The sequence below is a fragment of the Sinorhizobium sp. FG01 genome (assembly GCF_002531875.1).
GTDB classification, from domain to species: domain Bacteria; phylum Pseudomonadota; class Alphaproteobacteria; order Rhizobiales; family Rhizobiaceae; genus Sinorhizobium; species Sinorhizobium fredii_C.
The window spans coordinates 88,072-107,302 of the sequence record NZ_NWTB01000012.1; the positions used below are offsets into that span (position 1 = coordinate 88,072).

A 19,231-nucleotide genomic window follows, 5' to 3' on the forward strand; every position below is an offset into this window, starting at 1 on the left:
GGGATGGCGGCCGGAGTGGCCGCCATCCCCGGCGACGGCTGCAAGGCGGGGAGAGAGGTACAGAGTTTTACAGTGCCTCCCCGCCCGGGGAGGTTTACCAGCTGTCGCCTTTGAGCTCGGTCAGCTCTACCTCCAAGAGTTCGAGATTTTCGGCGGCAGTTCCGTCGCCGGAGAGCGTGTTGTGAACGGCGCTCCAGAGCTTCGAGGACAGCTCGTTATACTTGACCTTGGTCACTGCGGAGGGACGCGGCACGGCGCTCTGGAAGATCGGCTTCCAGTTCGGCATGAAGGGCTGGGCGGCGGCGATTTCCGGATCGTCGTAAAGGGCGGCGATCGTCGGCAGCTGTGACAGCTGGAGCGCCCGCGCCTTCTGCACTTCCTTGGACGAGAGGAACTTGACGAGCTCGATCGCAGCTTGCTGCTCGTCGGAATATTTCGACACCGCGAGGTTCCAGCCGCCAAGCGTCGAGGAGGGCTTTTCGCCATCGGTCGCGGTCGGCAGCGGCATGACGTCGAACTTGCCCTTGACGGCACTGTCATCACCGTTGCCGAGCGCATAGGCATAGGGCCAGTTGCGCATGAAGACGGCATTGCCGGTCTGCCAGACGCCGCGCGACTCTTCCTCCTGATAGGCAAGCACGCCCTCAGGCGAGATCGTGCCGATCCATGCCTTGGCGCGCTCGATGGCCGCGGCCGCCTTCTCGTTGTTGACGGAAATCGTCCCGTCGGGCTCGACGATCTGGCCGCCGCCGGAGGACTTGATCCATTCGAGCGCATTGCAAGTCAGCCCCTCATAGGCGTTGCCCTGGAATACGAAGCCCCAGACGTCCGCCTTTCCGGCGGCACGCTCCTTCTCCTGGATCTCCTTGGCGGTCGACGCCAATTCGTCCCAGGTCTTCGGCGGCGCCTTGCCGTATTGCTCCAGCAGATCCTTGCGGTAGTAGAGCGCCGGCGCGTCGGTGAAAATCGGCAGCGCCACCAGCTTGCCGTTGACGGTCTGCGACTGGATGATCGACGGGAAATGTTCACCGGCGACGTCTTTCGCAGCCTTGGTCAGATCGACGAATTGATCGGCGAGCTGCGGCGCCCAGATGACGTCCGTCTGATAGACGTCGACATCCTTGTTCCCGGCGGCCAGCCACAGCCGGTACTGGCTGAACTGCTCGCTGCTCGATGGCGGCATGGTGACGAGACTGACCTTGTGGCCGGTCTTCTTCTCGAAGGCGTCGAGCTGCTCGCGCATGAAATTCACGTTCTTGCCGGTGGTGTTGGCAGCGAGCGAGAGCTCGGCGGCGGCGGCAAGATCAGCGGCGCCGAGAGCGGCGCAGAAAGTCAAGGTCCTCAGAAGCAGTGTCATGGTCGATGGCTCCTCCAAATCCCCCACCGCTCGAAAGCTCCTCAGCAAATTCGAAAACGGTTTGGCTGGAAAAAACTGTCAGAAGGCCAGATTGTTGTCAATACGCCGCTGCACATACCGGCATTCGCCAGATTCGAAGGAACTTAACGCTGTTGTTTCAGCGCCTTACGCTGTTTACAACTCCTCTTTGAAAATTCTGCCCCGAAAATTTATCGGTCGTGCAACACGCAAAATTTTAAAACGATTTGGCTAAATGTCACGCCATCGGGTGGGCAAGTACGAGGAGCGCCGATCGGTTGTCCCTGGTGTAAAAGGCGTATATTCCTCATCGAGGCAAAGGGGTTAAGGAATAGATAGGCCGCATGAAGCTCAAGGAGTTCGCCCGCCAACTGGGGCTTTCCCCGACGACGGTCAGCCGCGCGCTCAGCGGCTATCCGGAGGTCAGCGAGAAGACCCGTAAACGCGTCGCGGAAGAGGCCGTGCGGCTCGGCTATCGCCCAAATATCAACGCTGTGCGCCTGGTTACTGGACGCGCCGGGGCGATCGGCGTCGTCATGGGCCGCACAGGGGAATTTCAGTTTGCCGAATTCATGAGCGGTATGGCCGAGAGGCTCGACGGAGAGGACATCGACATTCTCGTCAGCCCGACGGCGGACCGGGGTTTGACCGACGAGATTCCGCTCTTCAGCCGGCTCGTCACCAGCGGCCGGGTTGATGCGGTGATCGTCCATTCGCCGGAGCCGAACGACGAGCGCATCGCCTTTCTTCGTGAGCTCGGCTTTCCTTTCCTGGTGCACGGCCGCTCCGAGACTGACGTGCCGCACGCGTGGCTCGACATCGACAACGAAGGTGCGATCCGGCGGGCGACATCGCATCTCATCGATCTCGGTCACCGGCGCATCGCGATGATCAATGGCCGTGCCGGCCGAACCTTTTCCCTGCACCGCGACAAGGGCTATCGCGACGCCCTCGAGGAGCGGGGCCTTCCCTTCGATCCGCGCCTCGTCGCCCACGGCCATTTCACCGACGAACTCGGCTTCCGCTTCGCCCGGTCCTTTCTCGAGCAATCGCCGCGGCCGACGGCATTCGTCGCCGGCTCGATGATGACGGCACTTGGGATCTACCGCGCCGTGCGTTCCCGCGGGCTGGTCGTCGGACGGGACATATCGGTGATCGCCCATGACGACGTCTTTCCCTATCTGACGGCCGACAACATGGTGCCGTCGCTGTCGGCGACCCGCTCCTCGATCCGCGCGGCTGGGGCACGAGCGGCGGACCTCGTGCTGCAACTCCTCGGCGGGCGGACGGCGGAAGAGATCCATGAGCTCTGGCCCGTCGAACTCATCCTGCGCGAGTCGACCGCTCCGCCGCCGCAGACCGAACCACGCTCCTGACTGCAGCTCGAATGAACGGAGTATTGATGGAAGGGAGAGAAATCGCGATCATCGGCGGTGGGCCGGCCGGCCTGATGGCCGCCGAGGTGCTATCCACGGCCGATTATGCGGTGACGATCTACGAGGCGATGCCGACCGCCGCCCGCAAGTTCCTGCTCGCCGGCAAGTCCGGCCTCAACATCACTCATGGCGAAGACTATCGCCGTTTCGCCACCCGCTTCGGCGCCGCCTCCGATCGCCTGCGCCCGGCCCTCGACGCCTTCACTCCGGACGACGTGCGGGCCTGGGCGGAAGGCCTCGGCACCGAGACCTTCGTCGGCTCCTCCGGCCGCGTCTTTCCGAAGGCGATGAAGGCCTCGCCGCTCTTGCGCGCCTGGCTGCGCCGGCTGGAGGGCCAGGGGGTCACGCTGCTGACCCGCCATCGCTGGCTGGGCTTTGCCGAAGACGGCTATCTCTTCGAGGCGCCGGAAGGGCGCAAGATCGTCCGCTGCGATGCCGCCCTGCTGGCGCTCGGCGGCGCAAGCTGGCCACGGCTCGGCTCGGATGCCGCCTGGGTGCCGTGGCTCAGCGAAAGAGGCGTGGACGTCCGCACCTTCCGCCCCGCCAATTGCGGCTTCGACGTCGCCTGGAGCGCGGCCTTCCGCGAGCGCTTTGCCGGCGAACCGCTGAAATCCGTCGTCGCCTCGTCCGAGGCCGGCGCCCTTCAGGGCGAATTCGTGGTCAGCCGCCACGGCATCGAAGGCAGCCTCGTCTATGCCCATGCCGCAAGCCTGCGCGACCGGCTCGAACGAGATGGTAAGAGTTTACTTACGCTGGATCTGGCGCCCGGCCGGACCGCGGAGCGCCTGACGCGCGACCTCGCTCGGCAGGACGGCAAGGCAAGCTTTTCCAATCGCCTCAGAAAGGCCGCCGGACTCGAAGGTGTCAAGGCGGCGCTCCTGCGCGAACTCATGCCGGAGGCGCCCAAGGCCGACCCGACGTGGCTTGCGGCCGCGATCAAGGCTGTACCCATCCCGCTCCTGCGGCCGCGGCCGATCGCCGAGGCAATTTCCTCGGCGGGCGGCATCGGCCTCGATCAGATCCACGACCACTACATGCTGAAGGCGCTTCCCGGCCTCTTCGCCGCCGGCGAGATGCTCGACTGGGAGGCCCCGACCGGCGGCTATCTGCTGACCGCCTGCCTTGCGACCGGACGCGCCGCAGCCCGCGGCATCGAGAGGTGGCTGGCAGGCGGTTAGTGCATCGGAGGCACCCCCCTCTGCCCTGCCGGGCATCTCCCCCACAAGGGGGGAGATTGGCTGGAAGCGCCGCTCTGCCCCACGCCAGCCTGTCCATGCCGAAAGGCACATCCATGTATTGGATATTTGATGGGGCGGGACATTGCCACTCGCCGATCTCCACCCTTGTGGGGGAGATGCCCGGCAGGGCAGAGGGGGGTATCAAGCGCTCCCGACTGACACCGTTTCCCATCCGATCGAAATCCGCTCCAAGCCCGGCCGGCCCATGATCCGCAAGCCCATCTGACCTTCATTCGTGAATCTCATTCACAGGCATTTCGACCCGCCAGCGCCTTATCGAAGCGGCGCGCCGCCCGCATATTGCACTGCGAAAGACTCATCGCGTCAACGCCCCTCGAGCCTCCCTTCCCTTTCCGAACGGGAGGCGGAAACGGATTTGCCATGCCTTTAGCCATCTTCGCCCTGACGATCGCGGCCTACGCAATCGGCACCACAGAATTCGTCATTGTCGGCCTACTGCCAACGGTCGCGGCCGACCTCGGCATCACCCTGCCGCTCGCCGGCCTGATCGTCAGCGTCTATGCGCTCGGCGTCACCTTCGGCGCACCGGTCCTCACGGCCCTCACCGGCCGGATCGGGCGCAAGCCGCTGCTTCTCGGCCTGATGGCGCTGTTCATCGCCGGCAACACGGCCGCGGCGCTATCGCCAAACTATGAAATGCTGCTTGCCGCGCGCGTGCTCTCGGCCTTCGCCCACGGCGTCTTCTTCTCCGTCGGCTCGACGATCGCCGCCGATCTCGTGCCGGAAAACCGCCGCGCCTCGGCGATCGCCATGATGTTCATGGGGCTCACCGTGGCGATCGTCACCGGCGTGCCGATCGGCACCCATATCGGCCAGATCTTCGGCTGGCGCACCACCTTCTGGGCGGTCGCGGCGCTCGGCGTTATCGCCTTTATCGGCATCGCAGCGCTGTTGCCGAAGAGGCTCTCCAAGGCCACCCCGGCAAGGCTTGCCGACCAGCTCCGCGTGCTTTCTTCCGGCCGCCTGCTGATCGTCTTCGCCATGACCGCACTCGGCTATGGCGGCACCTTCGTCGCTTTCACCTATCTGGCGCCGATCCTTGAACAGATCACCGGCTTTTCTGCCGAAAGCGTCAGCCTGATCCTAGTGCTCTACGGCATAGCCATTGCCGTCGGCAATCTCGCCGGCGGGCGGATCGCCAATGCCAATCCGGTGAAGGCGCTTGCTGGCCTGTTTCTCCTCCAGGCGCTGGTGCTCTTCACCTTCTCCTTCACGGCGGCTTCGCCAGTGCCGACGCTCGCCACGCTGGCTGCCCTCGGCTTCCTCTCCTTCGCCAATGTCCCGGGGCTGCAGCTCTATGTCGTCCAGCTCGCCAAGGAGCACCGCCCCCGCGCCGTCGACGTCGCCTCGGCACTCAACATCGCCGCCTTCAACCTCGGCATCGCCCTCGGCGCCTGGCTCGGCGGGCGGGTGGTCGATTCCGCCCTTGGGCTCGGCGCAACGCCCTGGGTCGGTGCCGTCCTCGTCTCCTTCGCCTTGCTGCTGACGCTCTGGAGCGGGGCACTGGATCGGCGTTCTACCGCCGCCCTGCAGGGCGCCTGAGCCTTAGCGTCAGAACACCGGTGGGCCGAACGAAACGGCCGGCCCACCGGCAAACTTCCCTCTCCCGCGCCGTTCAGTCGTCGATCCGGAAGCCTACCTTCATCACCACCTGATAATGGGCCACCTCGCCATTGACGATCTGCCCGCGGACCTGGTCCACCTCGAACCAGTCGAGATTCCGCATGGTTTTCGAAGCCCGCGCAATCGCCGTTTCGATGGCTTCGTCGATCGAGTTCGGGGAACTTCCGATCAGTTCGACTTTCTTGTAGACGTGCCCGCTCACCGTATCCTCCTCAAGGGGTTTTCCGATTTGGCATCTTGGCATGGTCGTGCGGAGCGGCATGCGTCGCCGCTACCTTGACGATCATGCCCCCGTTATGTCCTGGCCGCCAGCAAAAGCTCGGAACTTCCGGTCGACCGGCCGGCAAAGCGCATCGACAAGGCGAAAATCAATTCACCCCGGCAGCCGCAAAGGCTATAGCGGTTGCCATTCGATGCCTCCCTGGAGCTCGCCATGGCCGACACTGTCACCGACCGTTTCCTGCGCTACGTCGTCATCGATACCCAGTCGGACCCGAAGTCGCCGACGCAGCCCTCCACCGAAAAACAGAAGAACCTCGGCCGCCTGCTGGTCGAGGAGCTGCTGGCGATCGGGCTTGCCGACGCCCATCTCGACGAGCACGGCTACGTCTACGCGACCATCCCGTCCAATATGGACAAGCCGGTGCCGGTGATCTGCTTCTGCGCGCATATGGATACGGCGCCGGATTTCACCGGCACGAACGTCAAGCCGCAGATCGTCCGCAACTATGGCGGCGGCGATATCAGGCTTCCGGGCGATCCGCAGCAGGTGATCCGCGCCAGCGACAATCCCGCACTTGCCGACCAGATTGGCAACGACATCATCACCACCGACGGCACGACGCTGCTCGGCGCTGACGACAAGGCCGGCCTCGCCGAGATCGTCACGGCCGCCCAGCAGCTCATCGACAATCCGAACATCCGCCACGGAACGATCAAGCTCCTGTTCACGACCGACGAGGAGATCGGCCGCGGCGTCGACAAGGTCAACCTTGAAAAACTCGGTGCCGAGTTCGCCTATACTGTCGACGGCGAGACCGCCGGCCATATCGAGGACGAAACCTTTTCGGCCGACAGCGTCGACATCACCATCCACGGCGTCGCCATCCATCCGGGATTCGCCAAGGGCAAGATGGAAAACGCCATTAAGATCGCGTCGGCTATCGTCGCGGGGCTGCCGAAGGACGTGGCGCCGGAAACGACGGCCGGCCGCGAGGGCTTCGTCCATCCGACCGGGCTCACCGGTTCGATGGAAAGGGCAACCTTGAGCTTCATCGTCCGGGACTTCGAAGAGGCCGGCCTCGCCGCCAAGGAAGCGATGCTCGATCAGCTGGTCCGGTGCGTCCTCGAGGATTATCCCGGCTCCGGCTACAGATTCGAGGTCAAGGAGCAGTATCGCAACATGAAGGCGATCCTCGACCGCCACCCAGAGATCGTCGAGAATGCGCTGGAAGCGATCCGCCGCGCCGGCATGACCCCGGTGCGCGGCAGCATCCGCGGCGGCACCGACGGGTCGCGCCTGTCCTTCATGGGCTTGCCTTCCGCCAACCTCTTCGCCGGCGGCCACGCCTTCCACTCGCCGCTGGAATGGGTGAGCCGCCAGGACATGGAACGGGCGGTGAAGACGATCGTCGAACTGGCGAAGGTCTGGGCAGAGCGGAGCTAGCGCATATTGACGTCAGGTGGAATTGGCGCGCTCAGTTCACAACAGGCGCGGCCGGCTTGCCCCAGCTGAAATGGGCTGGCCGGCCTTGGTCGTCACCCGCAGGTCGTAGAGCGCGAGCGAGGCCTGCAGCTGCCGCATGTCGTTGCAGCGGTTGACGATGCCGCCGATATATTGGACGCAGTCGCTGGCGCTGCCCTGAACCGGACCTGTCGCCCAGTCCTTGACGATGCCGTCGGTGCCGACCAGGAAGTAGGAAAGCCGATTGTTCTGCGAAACCGCGGAGCTGCCAACCAGGCCGGCGAAATTCCTGCCCGTCTGGGTCTCGGCGCCGGGCGCCATATGCCGGTAGATCGTCATGCCGTCCGCAAGCCGCGTTTCACCGATCAGGGGCCCGAAGGTCGCATCCGAGCCGGAAAGCTGCGCCATCGGCGATTGGCCGAGATTGACGACTTCCGCATAAGGCTTGCCCAGTGCAAAGCTGGTGAACGACCGGTTGGCGGCGTTCTCCGCCTTTTCCGCCACCTGAGAGCACCCCGCCAAAGCGATGGCGAAACCAATCGAAAGAACTGCCGTGAAGCGCATGCAGACCCCTTGCCGGCAGCCGTACGCTTCGGAAGCCCAAGGCTTGCCGATAGCAGTGCGTCCCGCCGTCTGTCCCTCTAACCCGCCCTCTTCCTAGCAGATTCTCGGGCATTGCGAAGCGGGCCTTTGTCAGCCGGCCCATGCGGTGAAAACCGCCAACTGAGCGGCGAAAGCCCGCTTGTATGCGGGCCGCGCTTCGCCTCGGGCGACATAGGCGGAGAGGTTCGGATATTCCTCAAGTAATTCCGATCCCTTCAACCTGAGCAGCACCGACACCATCAAGAGGTCACCGGCGCTGAACGCGCCGTCGAGCCAGTCGGCATTGCTAAGGTGCCTGGAAAGGTCGCCGAGCCGCTTCCGGATGCTTCCCTCGAGGGCACGCAGGCGCTCTTCGTACCAGGGCTCATCGCGCTCGAGGATCTTGGCGAGGGCACGGTCGAAGATCGGCGGCTCCACCGTGTTGAGCGCGGCAAACATCCAGGTGATCGCGCGCGCCCGGGCGTTCGCATCGTCCGGCAGCAGGCCGGCATGGCCCTCGGCGATATGGAACACGATCGCCCCTGACTCGAACAGGACGAGATCGCCTTCCTCATAGGTCGGAATTTGTCCGAAAGGCTGAAGTGCCCGATGCGCGGGTTCCTTCATCGCCTTAAACGAAGGCAGACGAACCTCGTAAGGCTCACCCACTTCTTCAAGCGCCCAGCGAACGCGCATGTCGCGCGCCAGACCCTGGCCGCGATCGGGCGAGCGTTCAAAGGCGGTAATGGTGATAGCCATTGTTGTTCTCCATAGCTTGTCCGTATTGAAGACGACCGGCCAAACGAGAATCCGACATTGCATGCTCGACATAGTCCTAAATAAGGTCGGCATGCGCCGCTTGTGGGCGTGAGTTTGCGCTCATCAAGTCGGTTTACTCAAAGCGACGTGCCAACGCTCGACCAAAATGCCTTTTTAAAGATGGGAACGCGCCAAGCGTGGAAGTTTGCGGCTGACCGGTGAATTTCGGCCTTCGGCCCAATGCGGACATCACGTGCAACGAGGCGCTATGTTGCTTTTGTCTCCAACGAAGAAACGAAGCGATCAAATACGTTGATGTCGTAGCGGAGTTCACTGGCCAAAGTAGCGTCGGCCGGCAGCCCATCGTCTGGCAACCTCCAAAGCACTCGGCCTCCCAAAGCCTTTTCCAGAAGTTCGTACCAGCGGATGAGGAATGGCTGTAAGCGAAAGTGCAGTTCGAAGCGATCCCGCACGCGAGAGGTGTCTCCCTGACATTGTTGTTTAGCTGTCAGGTAGTCGATGACCTTGACGAAATATGCATCGGCGAATCCCAGCCGTTCCTCCTGCAGCGCGGTTCTAGTTGTCTGAAGTTGAAGTTCCCACTGGCGTTTCGGGAGTGCGTCGATTTGGCAAAGGCACCAGGAATAGTGCAGCTTCAAAGGGTCAGTGTCGCATATAGCACGACCCTTCTCCCGTTCTATCTGGAGCGCATCGCCCCATCTTCTGGCATTCCAGTCGATCCAGTATTGAGCGGTTGCTATGCCAGTAAGGGGTTGAGCTTTTCGATCAGCCGGGAACGTCTCGGGGATCAGGTATGATCGGCCGTGAGATCTGCACCAGGTAGTCTTACCAGCCGCACTGATGCCTTCCACAACAACAATCATCATGTACCTCCAGGGCGCCGCCCCAACCATATCGTCTTCAACCGCAACGCCGCGATGTCCGGTGTTGGGCGCAAACCAGACCTCACCGAGGCCCCCCAAACTTCCGCTTTCCATTTCAGACGGTCGGCCGATGCCCTTCCAGACTCCTGCCACAGCCAGATCGCAGCGGCCTACCCCCCGCCGCCTGTCGGCTGCCCCTCCACGATATCGCTGGCTTCGGCTCTGATGGGCTTGTACTTGAAGGCGGCAACGATCACGCCGTGGTCGTTGGTGCCGCTCTCCGCGTGGTCGTCGAAGTTGAGGTGGTCATTGTTGACGGTCATGCCGTCGAACATCCATAGGCGCCGTCGGCTGTTGTCATAGAATTCCTCGCTGACGAGAATGTGGTCGAGCGACTCCATGATGTCCTGGTGGATGTGGGTGTAGTAAACGTCCCGCGTGCTGCGGTATTCCTGTAGCGTCTGCGCCGTATAGAGGCTGATGTCGCCGCCGCCGGTCGAATCGCCGACGAGATAGCGCGGTTGCGCAGTCAGGATATTGGCGGTGTTGCTGTGCTGGCCGTCATTGATGTCGCCGAGGACAATGACCGGTGTGCGGTTGCCCTTCATCTGTTCGGTCAGCATGAAGCGCAATGCCGCCGCTTCGGCTGTGCGGCGCACGGTGGAGATCGCGGCGCCGAGGCTCGCCGCATGTTTGCCGTAGGTCTCTTCCTCGGCCCTGAACCAGCCCTCCCGAAAGACCTGGGTGGGCGCCTTCGACTTGAAGTGACAGACATAGACATGCACGGGCTCGTGGTCCTCGCGCGGCCGGACCCTGAAATGCAGCACTGGCCTCGAGAAGCTCGGGATGTCGACGCGGATGGCGGGCGTCTGAGGATCGTCGCCGGAACTGCGCAGCACGAACTTGTCGGGAAACTCGACAATCCATTCGGGGTCGCCGACCAGCAGGCCCTTGCGGACGATCGCCGCGCAGACGATGCCGGAGCCGTTGGCGTCCTGTGGAGCCAACAGGTCGTAGTCCTGGTCAAGTCCGGACGCGGCAAGCGCGCGCCACAGCGAATTCGCGTGCCAAAGCTCCTGGAAGCCGAAGATGTCGGGGTGGAGCAGCCGGATGGTGCGCTGGGTCCAGTCGATTTTGCGGCCGTATTCCTCTTCCGACCAGCCGTCCGCGTTCGTGTAGATCGGCAGGCCGGGCTCATTCAGGTTGTAGAGATTGAAGGTGCCTATGGCTAGCCGCTTGAGCTTCATTGTTCACCCCGGTCGCTATCGCAATCATGCCGAGTATAGCAGGAATCTTGCGACGCGGAGATGACGTGGATCATCGCGTGCGATGACGCCCAAGATGCCGGTCCTCGATCCTCCGATCGGCGAACTTGCGGGAACAACTTGGCCGCGGGCGTGGGGGTCCCGCCTCGCGGAAAAGAGACGTCGAGGGCATGTTGGTACCCACCGGCGTCATGGTTCGCCGCGCGTCAACGCCATGATGGCATCCGTGCTGAGTCCCTCGCCGGCATGTCCGCGCAGCCGGTGAAAGCAGCTCTTGGGCCGCTTCTTGTCGGCCGGGACGAGCACCACGCTGCCGGCCGTGCCCGGGCCGATTCCCACCGGGTTGCGGACCTGTTTTGGAATCGTGACTTGTCCCTTGGCAGTGACGGTCACTGCCGTTCTTCTCATCGGCGCAACCGCATGCACGCATTTCAAGCGCGAGGGTTGCAAATTGCTAGACGCTCCCCCCGCCTCCTCAATGCTCGTTCGCATGGGTCCCATGCGCGTGGACGATCGCCTGCGCCTCCTTGCCGTAGAGCTCCTCGAAGTGATCGAAGCTCTTAGAGAAATAGCCGATGCCCTGCGTCGCCGATCGGAGCGACCGGGCCAGTTCCTCGAAGGCGCTGCCGGGGATGAGCGCGCGGAAGATGTCCCATCCCTTCGCCGCCTCGTCGCGATCGAAGCCGAGCACCTGGCCCTTGAGGGTTGCGACGACCGGCACGAGGGCGCCGGAATAGATCGACGGCACATGGATCTCCACCCGGAAGATCGGCTGCAGCAGCACCGCCCCGGCCTGTGAAAGCGCCTGGCGGACACCGAGCTTGCCGGCCGTGCGGAAGGCATATTCGGAGCTGTCGACGGAGTGGTGCTGGCCGTCGGTCAAAAGTACGCCGACGTCGATCGCCTTGAAGCCGAGCGGGCCCTTGTCCATTGCCTCGCGGGCGCCGGCCTCGACCGCCGGGATGAAATTCCTCGGCACCGCACCGCCCTTGACGGTTTCGGCAAAGGAGAACCCCTCGCCGCGTCCGTTCGGATGAACGCTGAGCTTGACGTCCGCGAACTGGCCGGCGCCGCCCGTTTGCTTGCGGTGGCGGTAATGAACCTCAGCCGATTTCGAGATGGTCTCCCGATAGACCGGGCTCGGCGGCCGCTCGCTGACTGCCACATGGAAGACATCCGAAAGCGTGCGGCAGATATCGCGCAGGTGCACCGGCCCCTGAACGCTGACCAGCTGCGCGCCGGTCCCCTCCTCCTGCGTGACGGTCAGGCCGCGATCGGTTTCGGCGAGTTTCGCGAGCGTTTCGGAAAGCTTGTTCTCGTCGCGCTCGCTTTCCGGCACCAGGATCCGCTCGAGGATCGGCGTCGGCGGTGCCGTCCATTCCGGCGGCGCGACCGTCGTATGGGGGGTCAACAGGGCCGGAACGGTGAGGTGATCCGATTTCACCGCGGCGAAGATCTGGCCGGCGACTGTGATGCCGCTCGCCATCGCCCGGCCGCTCGCCGGGTCGTGGAGCGCGCCGAGCCCGGCGCCGCCGAGCACCGCCCCCTGCTTGACGCCGTTCTGCAGCGCCCGGGCGACCACCGTCTTGCCGACGCTCTGCCGGTGATAGGCGTGGAAGCTGACCGCCGTCAGCGCCGCCTCGTCGATGCGGGCGGCCGCGGCCAGGCGCTTGCGCAGCGCGTCGGCGCGCGGCGCCTCGTGGCGTAGCGCCTTCATCAGCCGCATGATGCCGTTGCTGTGGCTCGCCGCACCGAGCAGCACCGGAATGATCCGGTTCTCGGTCAAGACCCGTGTCGAGATCGCGTAAATCGTGTCGCTCGCCGGCTCGCGGTCCTCGATCAATTCCTCGAGCAGCCAGTCGTCGAACTCGGACAGATGCTCCAGCAGCTCGACGCGCGCCTCGTGTTCGCGCTCGATCGTGTTCTCCGGCAACTCGAAGAGCGAAGATGTCTGCCCCTCACGATAGCGCCAGGCGCGCTCCGAGATGAGATCGCAGCTGCCGATGATCTTGTCGCCGTCGCGGATCGGAATTTGCCGCAGCACGAGCGGGCGGCTGCAATAGTCCTGCAGCGCGGCGACGACGTCGCGCAGCCGGCCGCGCGGCTCGTCCATGCGGTTGACGAAGAGGATGCAGGGCGTGCCCGAGGCCTCGATCGCCCTCAGATACGGGGCGGCGAGCACCGCCTCGTCGACCACGGGCGAAACGCACAGAACGCAGGCGTCGCTCGCCAGCAGCGCATCCTGCGCATGGGCAAGCGCCTCGTTGTTTCCCGGCACGTCGAGAGCACACCAGGCGTCGCCGCCAAAATCGAATTCAGTGATGGATAGACCGTAAGGGGAAACTGACTTTTTCGGCTCGCCTTCCAGCGAGCCCAACCTTTCCACGAGCGTGGATTTTCCGATCTGCGAAGGACCGAGTACCGTAAAGCAGCGCATCCGCGTTCCTCCCTCTGCCAGGATGACACTTCTATGAAGATAGGATGCCCGTCTCGGAGGCAAAGTACCAGAGATTGCTGTTTTTTTGGCGGGTGGCGTCGGGGGGATGCCTGTGCTCGAGCCGGAGCAGTTGTGAATGCTGTGGACCCGGGCCGTGCTTGCCATTGGCGGTCGACAGAGCGCCAAGCCAGAGGCGACATTGAACGACGGTTGCGGAGCTCCTTACCGGATAGGCAACCGGAGGCGAAATTTGATGTAACGCTTATCTATTTGAAACAACGTTGTTTTTTAATTCTGCTGTTGACGAACTGATGACGCGGATGGGGCCGATAACATGTCTCTGATAAGTGCGGCCGGGGGTGTCAGCCGGTGACTAAAGCGCGTCGCGTTCAAACTTATTCACGCGGCGCGCTTTAGGTCTTTGTTTTTGTGCATGTCGTTATCCCAAAACCGCTGCACACTTTTGGGCGACATGCATTAACCGTTCGCGCCGGGAGCGAATTCGGCGAAGAGCTCGTGCCGATCCCCGGGATAGGTGAGCCTGACACTGGTGACGGGGGCGCCACCGCTCCAGGTGCGCCGCTCGATCACCAGGCAGGGCGCGCCGGGCGCGATGTCGAGCGCCTGGGCCGCCGGCCGGCCGGCCGCCACCGCTCGGATGCGATGCTCGGCGGTGCTCCAGGGTATCTGGCCGAGCAGCCACGAGCCCGGCGCGACCGCATCGAAGGGCTCGGCTTCCGCCTCCGGAACGGCCGCAAGATTGATCAGCCGCTCTTCGAGGCAGAAGGGCCGTCCGCCGGCGAAATGCCGGCAGGTAATGTCGATGAGGCGGCCCGAGCCGGGCAGGTCAATCCGTGCCGCATCGCCGGTCGTCACCTTGCGCAGCACGCGCTCGTCGAGACGGTAGGCATAGTCGAGGCCGAGCGATTCAACCTCGAGCCTGACGTCATGGATCTCCATGACGGCCGATTGGACATGCGGAAAGGTGACGTAGCTGCCGGATTTGCGCCGGCGCTCGATCAGGCCGCGCTTGACGAGGTCGCTCAGCGCCTTGTTCACCGTCATCCGCGAGCAGCCATATTGCTCCGTCAGCTCGTGCTCGAACGGTATCCGGTGTCCCGGCGGCCAGAGGCCCGAGAGGATATTCCCCTCGACGTCGTTCAGGATCCTCTGGTGCAGCGACAACTGCTCGGAGCGGTCTCTGTCTTCTGAAGGATGATCGTTGGAAATAGCCGGAACCTCGCTGATGACCAGTCCCGCACCTTAGCCGTTTCCGCCGCCGGCGACAGCCTCGGCCTGGCGATTTTCCACCGGGCTTCGCGCATGCGGCGCGATGACCTAGTAAGAGTAAGGCAACGTTGTCCGCGGACAACTTGACCGACGAGATTGGTGAAAACAGCCGGCCGCACAGCAAAAAGCGGCCATGTGCTAAGCGTTTGTCATTCGGCAACGAATCGGCGCATAGTATATCTGCGCAGATTCGCTCTTATTGCCGAATTTTGCGCAGTTTTCGGAGATCATCATGTTGCAGCCGAGAGTCCAGAGTGTCGACGAGCAGGAGCACTTGCCCTCCTTGCTGGCGGCCGACGCTCAGGAACTCGCTCATCAGCTGCAGGAACATCAAAGGAAGATCTTCTCTCCGACGGCACAGAAGTCGATGCGGCTCTTCAGCCCGGCGGAGGCCGCCGCCTTCATCGGAATCGGTGAAGGCTACCTGCGCCAGATCGCCTCAGAAGGGCACGGCCCGCAGCCGCTGTCAAACGGCCGGCGCATGTATGCGGTCGAGGATATCGAGCGGATCCGCCGCGTCCTCGACGAGGGCAGCAAGACGGGCAAATACATTCCGCACCGGCGGCCGGGCGAAAAGCTCCAGGTCATCTCGGTGATGAATTTCAAGGGCGGCTCGGGCAAGACGACGACGTCGGCGCATCTGTCGCAATATCTGGCGCTGCGCGGCTATCGCGTGCTGGCGATCGATCTCGACCCGCAGGCATCGCTTTCCGCACTCTTCGGCCACCAGCCCGAACTCGACGTCGGCGAAGCCGAGACGCTTTATGGCGCCATCCGCTACGAGGCCCCTCGCCCGATCGCCGAGGTGGTGCGCTCGACCTATACGACCAATCTGCATCTGATCCCCGGCAATCTCGAATTGATGGAGTTCGAGCACGAAACCCCGAAGGCGATGATCGGCGGCTCCGCCGAGACGCTGTTTTTCGCGCGGATCGGCGAGGTGCTGACGGAAATCGAGAGCTTCTACGATGTCGTCGTCATCGATTGCCCGCCGCAGCTCGGCTTCCTGACGATGTCGGCGCTCTGCGCCGCAACCTCCGTCCTCATAACCGTGCACCCGCAAATGCTCGACGTCATGTCGATGTCCCAGTTCCTGTCGATGACCAGCGAACTCATGGCGGTCGTCGAGAAGGCGGGCGGCCGCACCAGCTATGATTGGATGCGCTATCTCGTCACCCGTTTCGAGCCTAATGACGGTCCGCAGAGCCAGATGACCGGCTTCATGCGGGCGATCTTCGGCAACCGTATGCTGCAGAATGCCATGGTGAAGTCGACCGCGATCTCCGACGCCGGCGTTACGAAGCAGACGCTTTACGAGGTCGAGCGGTCGCAATTCATTCGCGGTACCTATGACCGGGCGATGGATTCCCTTTCGCTCGTCAATGCGGAGATCGAAGAGATGATCCGCAGCGTCTGGGGAAGGAAGTAATCGATGGCCCGCAAGAACCTGATCGGCATCTCCGACAGCCCGGCCGCTCCGCTCGACGCGGAACGGCCGGCGGTCGAGCGACCGATGGCCGGGCTTGCGCCGGGGAAGAGAACCAATGCGCTGGTCGGCGGCATCACGAGGTCGCTCACCAACATCACCCAGAAGGTCGAGCGGGCCGAGGAGCTGGAGCGCCAGCTGGCGCAGGGTCACGCGATCGTCGAGCTCGATCCGGACCTGATCGACGCCTCCTTCGTCGTCGACCGGCTGGGCGTCACGCCGGAAGTGCAGGCCGCGCTGGTCGAGCAGATCCGCGACCATGGACAACAGGTGCCGATCCTGGTGCGGCCGCACCCGGAGGCGGAAAACCGCTATCAGGTCGCCTATGGCCACCGGCGCCTGGCGGCGCTGCGCGAAATCGGCGGCAAGGTGAAAGCCGTCATTCGCGCGCTGAGCGACGAGCAGCTCGTCATTTCGCAAGGGCAGGAGAACAACGCCCGCACGGACCTCTCCTTCATCGAGCGGTCGCTGTTTGCGGCCAGGCTCGAGGACCGCGGCTTTTCGCGGGAGACCATCATGTCAGCGATCGGCGTCGACAAGGCGGCGCTGTCGAAGATGATCACCGTCGTGCGGCGCCTGCCGGTGGAGATCATCGAGGCGATCGGTGCCGCACCCTCCTTCGGGCGGCGGCGCTGGATGGAACTGGCCGATCGGCTTGAAAACAGCGGACGGCGCGCCAAGGCGCTCTCACACATTCGCCAAAGCGTGTTCACGGAAATGGACAGCGACCGGCGCTTCGAAAAGCTCTTCGCGTTGCTCGCCGAAACCAGGACGCGGGCTCGGTCCGAAGCCTGGCTGGCTCCCGACCGGACGCGTCCGGTGCGCATCCGCGATACCGATACGGAAACGACGCTTGCTTTCAGCAAGAAGGCGGCGCCGGGCTTCGCAGAATTCGTGAGGCAGAGGCTCGATGCTCTCTACCTCGAATACCAACAGGAAACAGGAGATTAAGCAGAGCAAAAGAAAAAGGCTTCCGAACGACTAGCGCTGCGGAAACCCTTCTCTCGTGTAGCAACTAGAGATTCCCATTTCCGCGAATCAGTGTCAAGCATTTTTGACGTCGTTTCGGCGAACGGTTTTCTTTTGCCTTGGAAAAGGTGAAGAAAAATGGAGCGTGGGAATGTGACGACGCCTTTCGGGCGCCGGGCGATGACGCTTGGCATGCTCGCAAGGCAGATCGCTGCTGGCGATATTCCGCCGAAGCAGTCGGTCGACAAATGGAAATTGTTTCGCACGGTTTGTGAGGCGAAGGCCGAGATCGGCATCTCGGATCGATCGCTTGCCGTGCTCAATGCTCTCTTGAGCTTCTCTCCCGGTGCCGAACTATCGAGCGAAAACGGCTTGGTCGTGTTTCCCTCGAATGCGCAGCTTTCGCTCCGCGCCCACGGCATGGCCGGTACGACGCTCCGCCGGCATCTCGCCTGCCTAGTCGAAGCCGGGCTGATCGTCCGGCGCGACAGCCCGAACGGCAAGCGCTACGCCCGCAAGAACCGCAATGGCGCGATCGGCGAAGCCTTCGGTTTCGACCTCGCACCGCTGCTTGCCCGGGCCGAAGAATTCAAGGCCGCCGCGGCCAAGCTTGCCGCCGAACAGCAGCATCTCCGGCTCGTTCGTGAGCGCCTGAGCCTCTGCCGGCGCGACATAACCAAGCTGCTCGAACTCAGCCGCGAGATCGGTCCTGACGCTGATCTGGACGCACTCGAGTCCGAGATTCAGCACCTGATCACCGGCCTGCCGCGCAAGGCTCCCGCCGGAGTCGTCGAAGCCATCCTCGAAAAACTCGCAAAACTCCGCGACGATCTGACCAATCGATTGGAAATATTGCTGAATTCGCAAAAAACGGCCGCCAATGATCACCAGAATGGATGGCACAAACAGAATTCAGATCCAGATTCCCAATTTGAATCTGAACCGGGCATGGGAAAAGGCCGGGAGATCAGCTTTACCGCCGACGCCCGCCGAACGGAAAGCGATGGGCGGACGAGAAAACCGGAACAGCGGCGGCGAGATGAGGCCTCTCCCCGACTGCCGGCCAGCCTCGTTCCACCCACCGCCCCTGTCGAACGGCTTTCCCGCCAAATCCCCCTGCCAGCGGTTCTTCAGGCCTGCCCGCAAATTGCCGACTATGCGCCATCCGGCCGCGTGGCGAACTGGAAAGACCTGATTACCGCGGCGATCGTGGTCCGCACCATGCTCGAGGTGAGCGCCGACGCCTATGAGGATGCCTGCTCGGTGCTCGGCTACGAGAATGCCGCGACCGTCATGGCCTGCATTCTCGAAAGAGCCGATCGGATCAACTCACCGGGCGGCTATCTCAGGGATCTCACCCGACGCGCAAGGCAGCAGACCTTTTCGTTGGCACCGATGATCGGCGCCCTGTCCCAGGCAAGCAGGGCGAGTGCGACGATGGCCAGCTAGCGCCGGATGAGAGGACAGGACAGGCAAGCTCGTTGTTTGGAAGACTTGGGAAGCCGCGCCACTTCGTGCGCGGTGCCCTGACGGCATTGTTTTGCCGTTGCAGGTGTCGGAGCCTCCGCGCAACCGGAATCGTCGTTGGTGATCCGACAACCTGTTCTTAACGAAATTGCGGTTATCGTAACGCATTGACAGAAAGGCTTCGCTACTCGCCACACGGAAGCTAACTCGCCAATCGTTTCCGCTACTTGGATTCACGTTGGTCACTCACCCCTCGGAGTCGGCCGCCTGTCGATACACGTGGACGTGTTTTCGATCCGTCTTGCGGAAGGCGCGACGTGAGACCGAGATCGAAGTTTTCGTCGGGGTCTTTGGCATTGGCGAATTGATAGCCGTCAGCTTGGTGTATGGGGCCGAACTCAAGTCCCAATGCCGCGGATCGCCGGCAGAAGGCCTCGACATTCTCCGCGTCGAAGACGAGCTTGATAGCCGATCGACCGCCGCGCTGCCCTTTTGCTGCCGGATGCAGCAGGAGATTTGCGCCGCCGTCCCGGGAGCACAGTTCTACGATTCGGTCGCCAGGCCGACGGCTTACCTCGAAGCCAAAGTGCTTCTCGTAAAAGCGGGCTGTTTCTTCGACATCTTTGGCATAGATAACCAGCCTATTGAGCGGCACATCGCTTTCCTTCTCGCTATGGTCAAGCAGCGCCGAACTTCAAACCCTGTTGACAGCTGT

The 19,231-nt window shown here is 63.1% G+C and carries 16 protein-coding genes and 1 pseudogene; 7 read left to right on the top strand and 10 right to left on the bottom strand.

Going from position 1 to position 19,231, the window contains the following annotated elements; all coding sequences use genetic code 11:
• Positions 1-94: 94 nt before the first annotated feature.
• Positions 95-1,357 carry an ABC transporter substrate-binding protein gene (locus CO656_RS20605; protein WP_097526942.1) on the bottom strand — a complete coding sequence of 421 codons (1,263 nt, stop codon included), beginning with the start codon at positions 1,355-1,357 and terminating at the stop codon, positions 95-97.
• A 362-nt stretch (positions 1,358-1,719) separates the two neighbouring features.
• On the opposite strand from CO656_RS20605, the gene CO656_RS20610 reads away from it, so the two are divergent.
• From CO656_RS20610 to CO656_RS20620, 3 genes are all read left to right on the top strand, one after another.
• The gene (locus CO656_RS20610; protein ID WP_037421333.1) at positions 1,720-2,751 is read left to right on the top strand and encodes a substrate-binding domain-containing protein; all 1,032 of its coding nucleotides are present in this window, start codon (positions 1,720-1,722) and stop codon (positions 2,749-2,751) included.
• A 26-nt stretch (positions 2,752-2,777) separates the two neighbouring features.
• Positions 2,778-3,989 (top strand): TIGR03862 family flavoprotein, encoded by a 1,212-nt coding sequence (locus CO656_RS20615; RefSeq protein WP_097526943.1) that lies wholly within the window; start codon positions 2,778-2,780, stop codon positions 3,987-3,989.
• A gap of 441 nt (positions 3,990-4,430) precedes the next feature.
• Positions 4,431-5,612 carry an MFS transporter gene (locus CO656_RS20620; RefSeq protein ID WP_037421339.1) on the top strand — a complete coding sequence of 394 codons (1,182 nt, stop codon included), beginning with the start codon at positions 4,431-4,433 and terminating at the stop codon, positions 5,610-5,612.
• Positions 5,613-5,685: 73 nt separating this feature from the next.
• Here the strand turns inward: CO656_RS20620 and CO656_RS20625 are convergent, their stop codons facing one another.
• Entirely contained in the window at positions 5,686-5,895 is a 210-nt protein-coding gene (locus CO656_RS20625) for a dodecin (protein ID WP_097526944.1), read from the bottom strand.
• Between the two features lie 231 nt (positions 5,896-6,126).
• Here CO656_RS20625 and pepT point away from each other — a divergent pair, with 231 nt between their 5' ends.
• Positions 6,127-7,359, top strand: coding sequence for a peptidase T (gene pepT, locus CO656_RS20630; protein WP_097526945.1), 1,233 nt, complete (start codon positions 6,127-6,129; stop codon positions 7,357-7,359).
• Positions 7,360-7,395: 36 nt separating this feature from the next.
• Here pepT and CO656_RS20635 read toward each other — a convergent pair whose 3' ends face one another.
• The 7 genes from CO656_RS20635 to hutC all read right to left on the bottom strand — a co-directional run bounded on the left by CO656_RS20635 (position 7,396) and on the right by hutC (position 14,489).
• A complete protein-coding gene (locus CO656_RS20635; protein WP_234819533.1) occupies positions 7,396-7,941 on the bottom strand; it encodes a hypothetical protein in 546 nt (181 codons plus the stop codon).
• 129 nt (positions 7,942-8,070) lie between these two features.
• The gene (locus CO656_RS20640; protein WP_097526946.1) at positions 8,071-8,718 is read right to left on the bottom strand and encodes a glutathione S-transferase family protein; all 648 of its coding nucleotides are present in this window, start codon (positions 8,716-8,718) and stop codon (positions 8,071-8,073) included.
• Between the two features lie 266 nt (positions 8,719-8,984).
• The gene (locus CO656_RS20645; RefSeq protein ID WP_097527033.1) at positions 8,985-9,605 is read right to left on the bottom strand and encodes a hypothetical protein; all 621 of its coding nucleotides are present in this window, start codon (positions 9,603-9,605) and stop codon (positions 8,985-8,987) included.
• Between the two features lie 167 nt (positions 9,606-9,772).
• The gene (locus tag CO656_RS20650; RefSeq protein WP_037421349.1) at positions 9,773-10,849 is read right to left on the bottom strand and encodes an endonuclease/exonuclease/phosphatase family protein; all 1,077 of its coding nucleotides are present in this window, start codon (positions 10,847-10,849) and stop codon (positions 9,773-9,775) included.
• 207 nt (positions 10,850-11,056) lie between these two features.
• Positions 11,057-11,275 carry an AbrB/MazE/SpoVT family DNA-binding domain-containing protein gene (locus tag CO656_RS20655; protein ID WP_037421432.1) on the bottom strand — a complete coding sequence of 73 codons (219 nt, stop codon included), beginning with the start codon at positions 11,273-11,275 and terminating at the stop codon, positions 11,057-11,059.
• 67 nt (positions 11,276-11,342) lie between these two features.
• Complete coding sequence (locus CO656_RS20660; protein ID WP_097526947.1) at positions 11,343-13,304, bottom strand: elongation factor G; 1,962 nt, start codon at positions 13,302-13,304, stop codon at positions 11,343-11,345.
• 477 nt (positions 13,305-13,781) lie between these two features.
• Positions 13,782-14,489, bottom strand: a complete 708-nt coding sequence (gene hutC, locus CO656_RS20665; RefSeq protein WP_097526948.1) for a histidine utilization repressor — start codon at positions 14,487-14,489, stop codon at positions 13,782-13,784.
• A gap of 340 nt (positions 14,490-14,829) precedes the next feature.
• Here hutC and repA point away from each other — a divergent pair, with 340 nt between their 5' ends.
• The 3 genes from repA to repC all read left to right on the top strand — a co-directional run bounded on the left by repA (position 14,830) and on the right by repC (position 18,498).
• Positions 14,830-16,023 (top strand): plasmid partitioning protein RepA, encoded by a 1,194-nt coding sequence (repA, locus tag CO656_RS20670; RefSeq protein ID WP_037421435.1) that lies wholly within the window; start codon positions 14,830-14,832, stop codon positions 16,021-16,023.
• A 3-nt stretch (positions 16,024-16,026) separates the two neighbouring features.
• On the top strand, positions 16,027-17,031 hold the full coding sequence (gene repB, locus CO656_RS20675) for a plasmid partitioning protein RepB (RefSeq protein WP_097526949.1): 1,005 nt from the start codon (positions 16,027-16,029) through the stop codon (positions 17,029-17,031).
• 156 nt (positions 17,032-17,187) lie between these two features.
• Positions 17,188-18,498, top strand: a complete 1,311-nt coding sequence (gene repC, locus CO656_RS20680; RefSeq protein WP_097526950.1) for a plasmid replication protein RepC — start codon at positions 17,188-17,190, stop codon at positions 18,496-18,498.
• A 264-nt stretch (positions 18,499-18,762) separates the two neighbouring features.
• Here repC and CO656_RS20685 read toward each other — a convergent pair.
• A pseudogene (locus CO656_RS20685) lies at positions 18,763-19,171 on the bottom strand (VOC family protein).
• Positions 19,172-19,231: the final 60 nt, after the last annotated feature.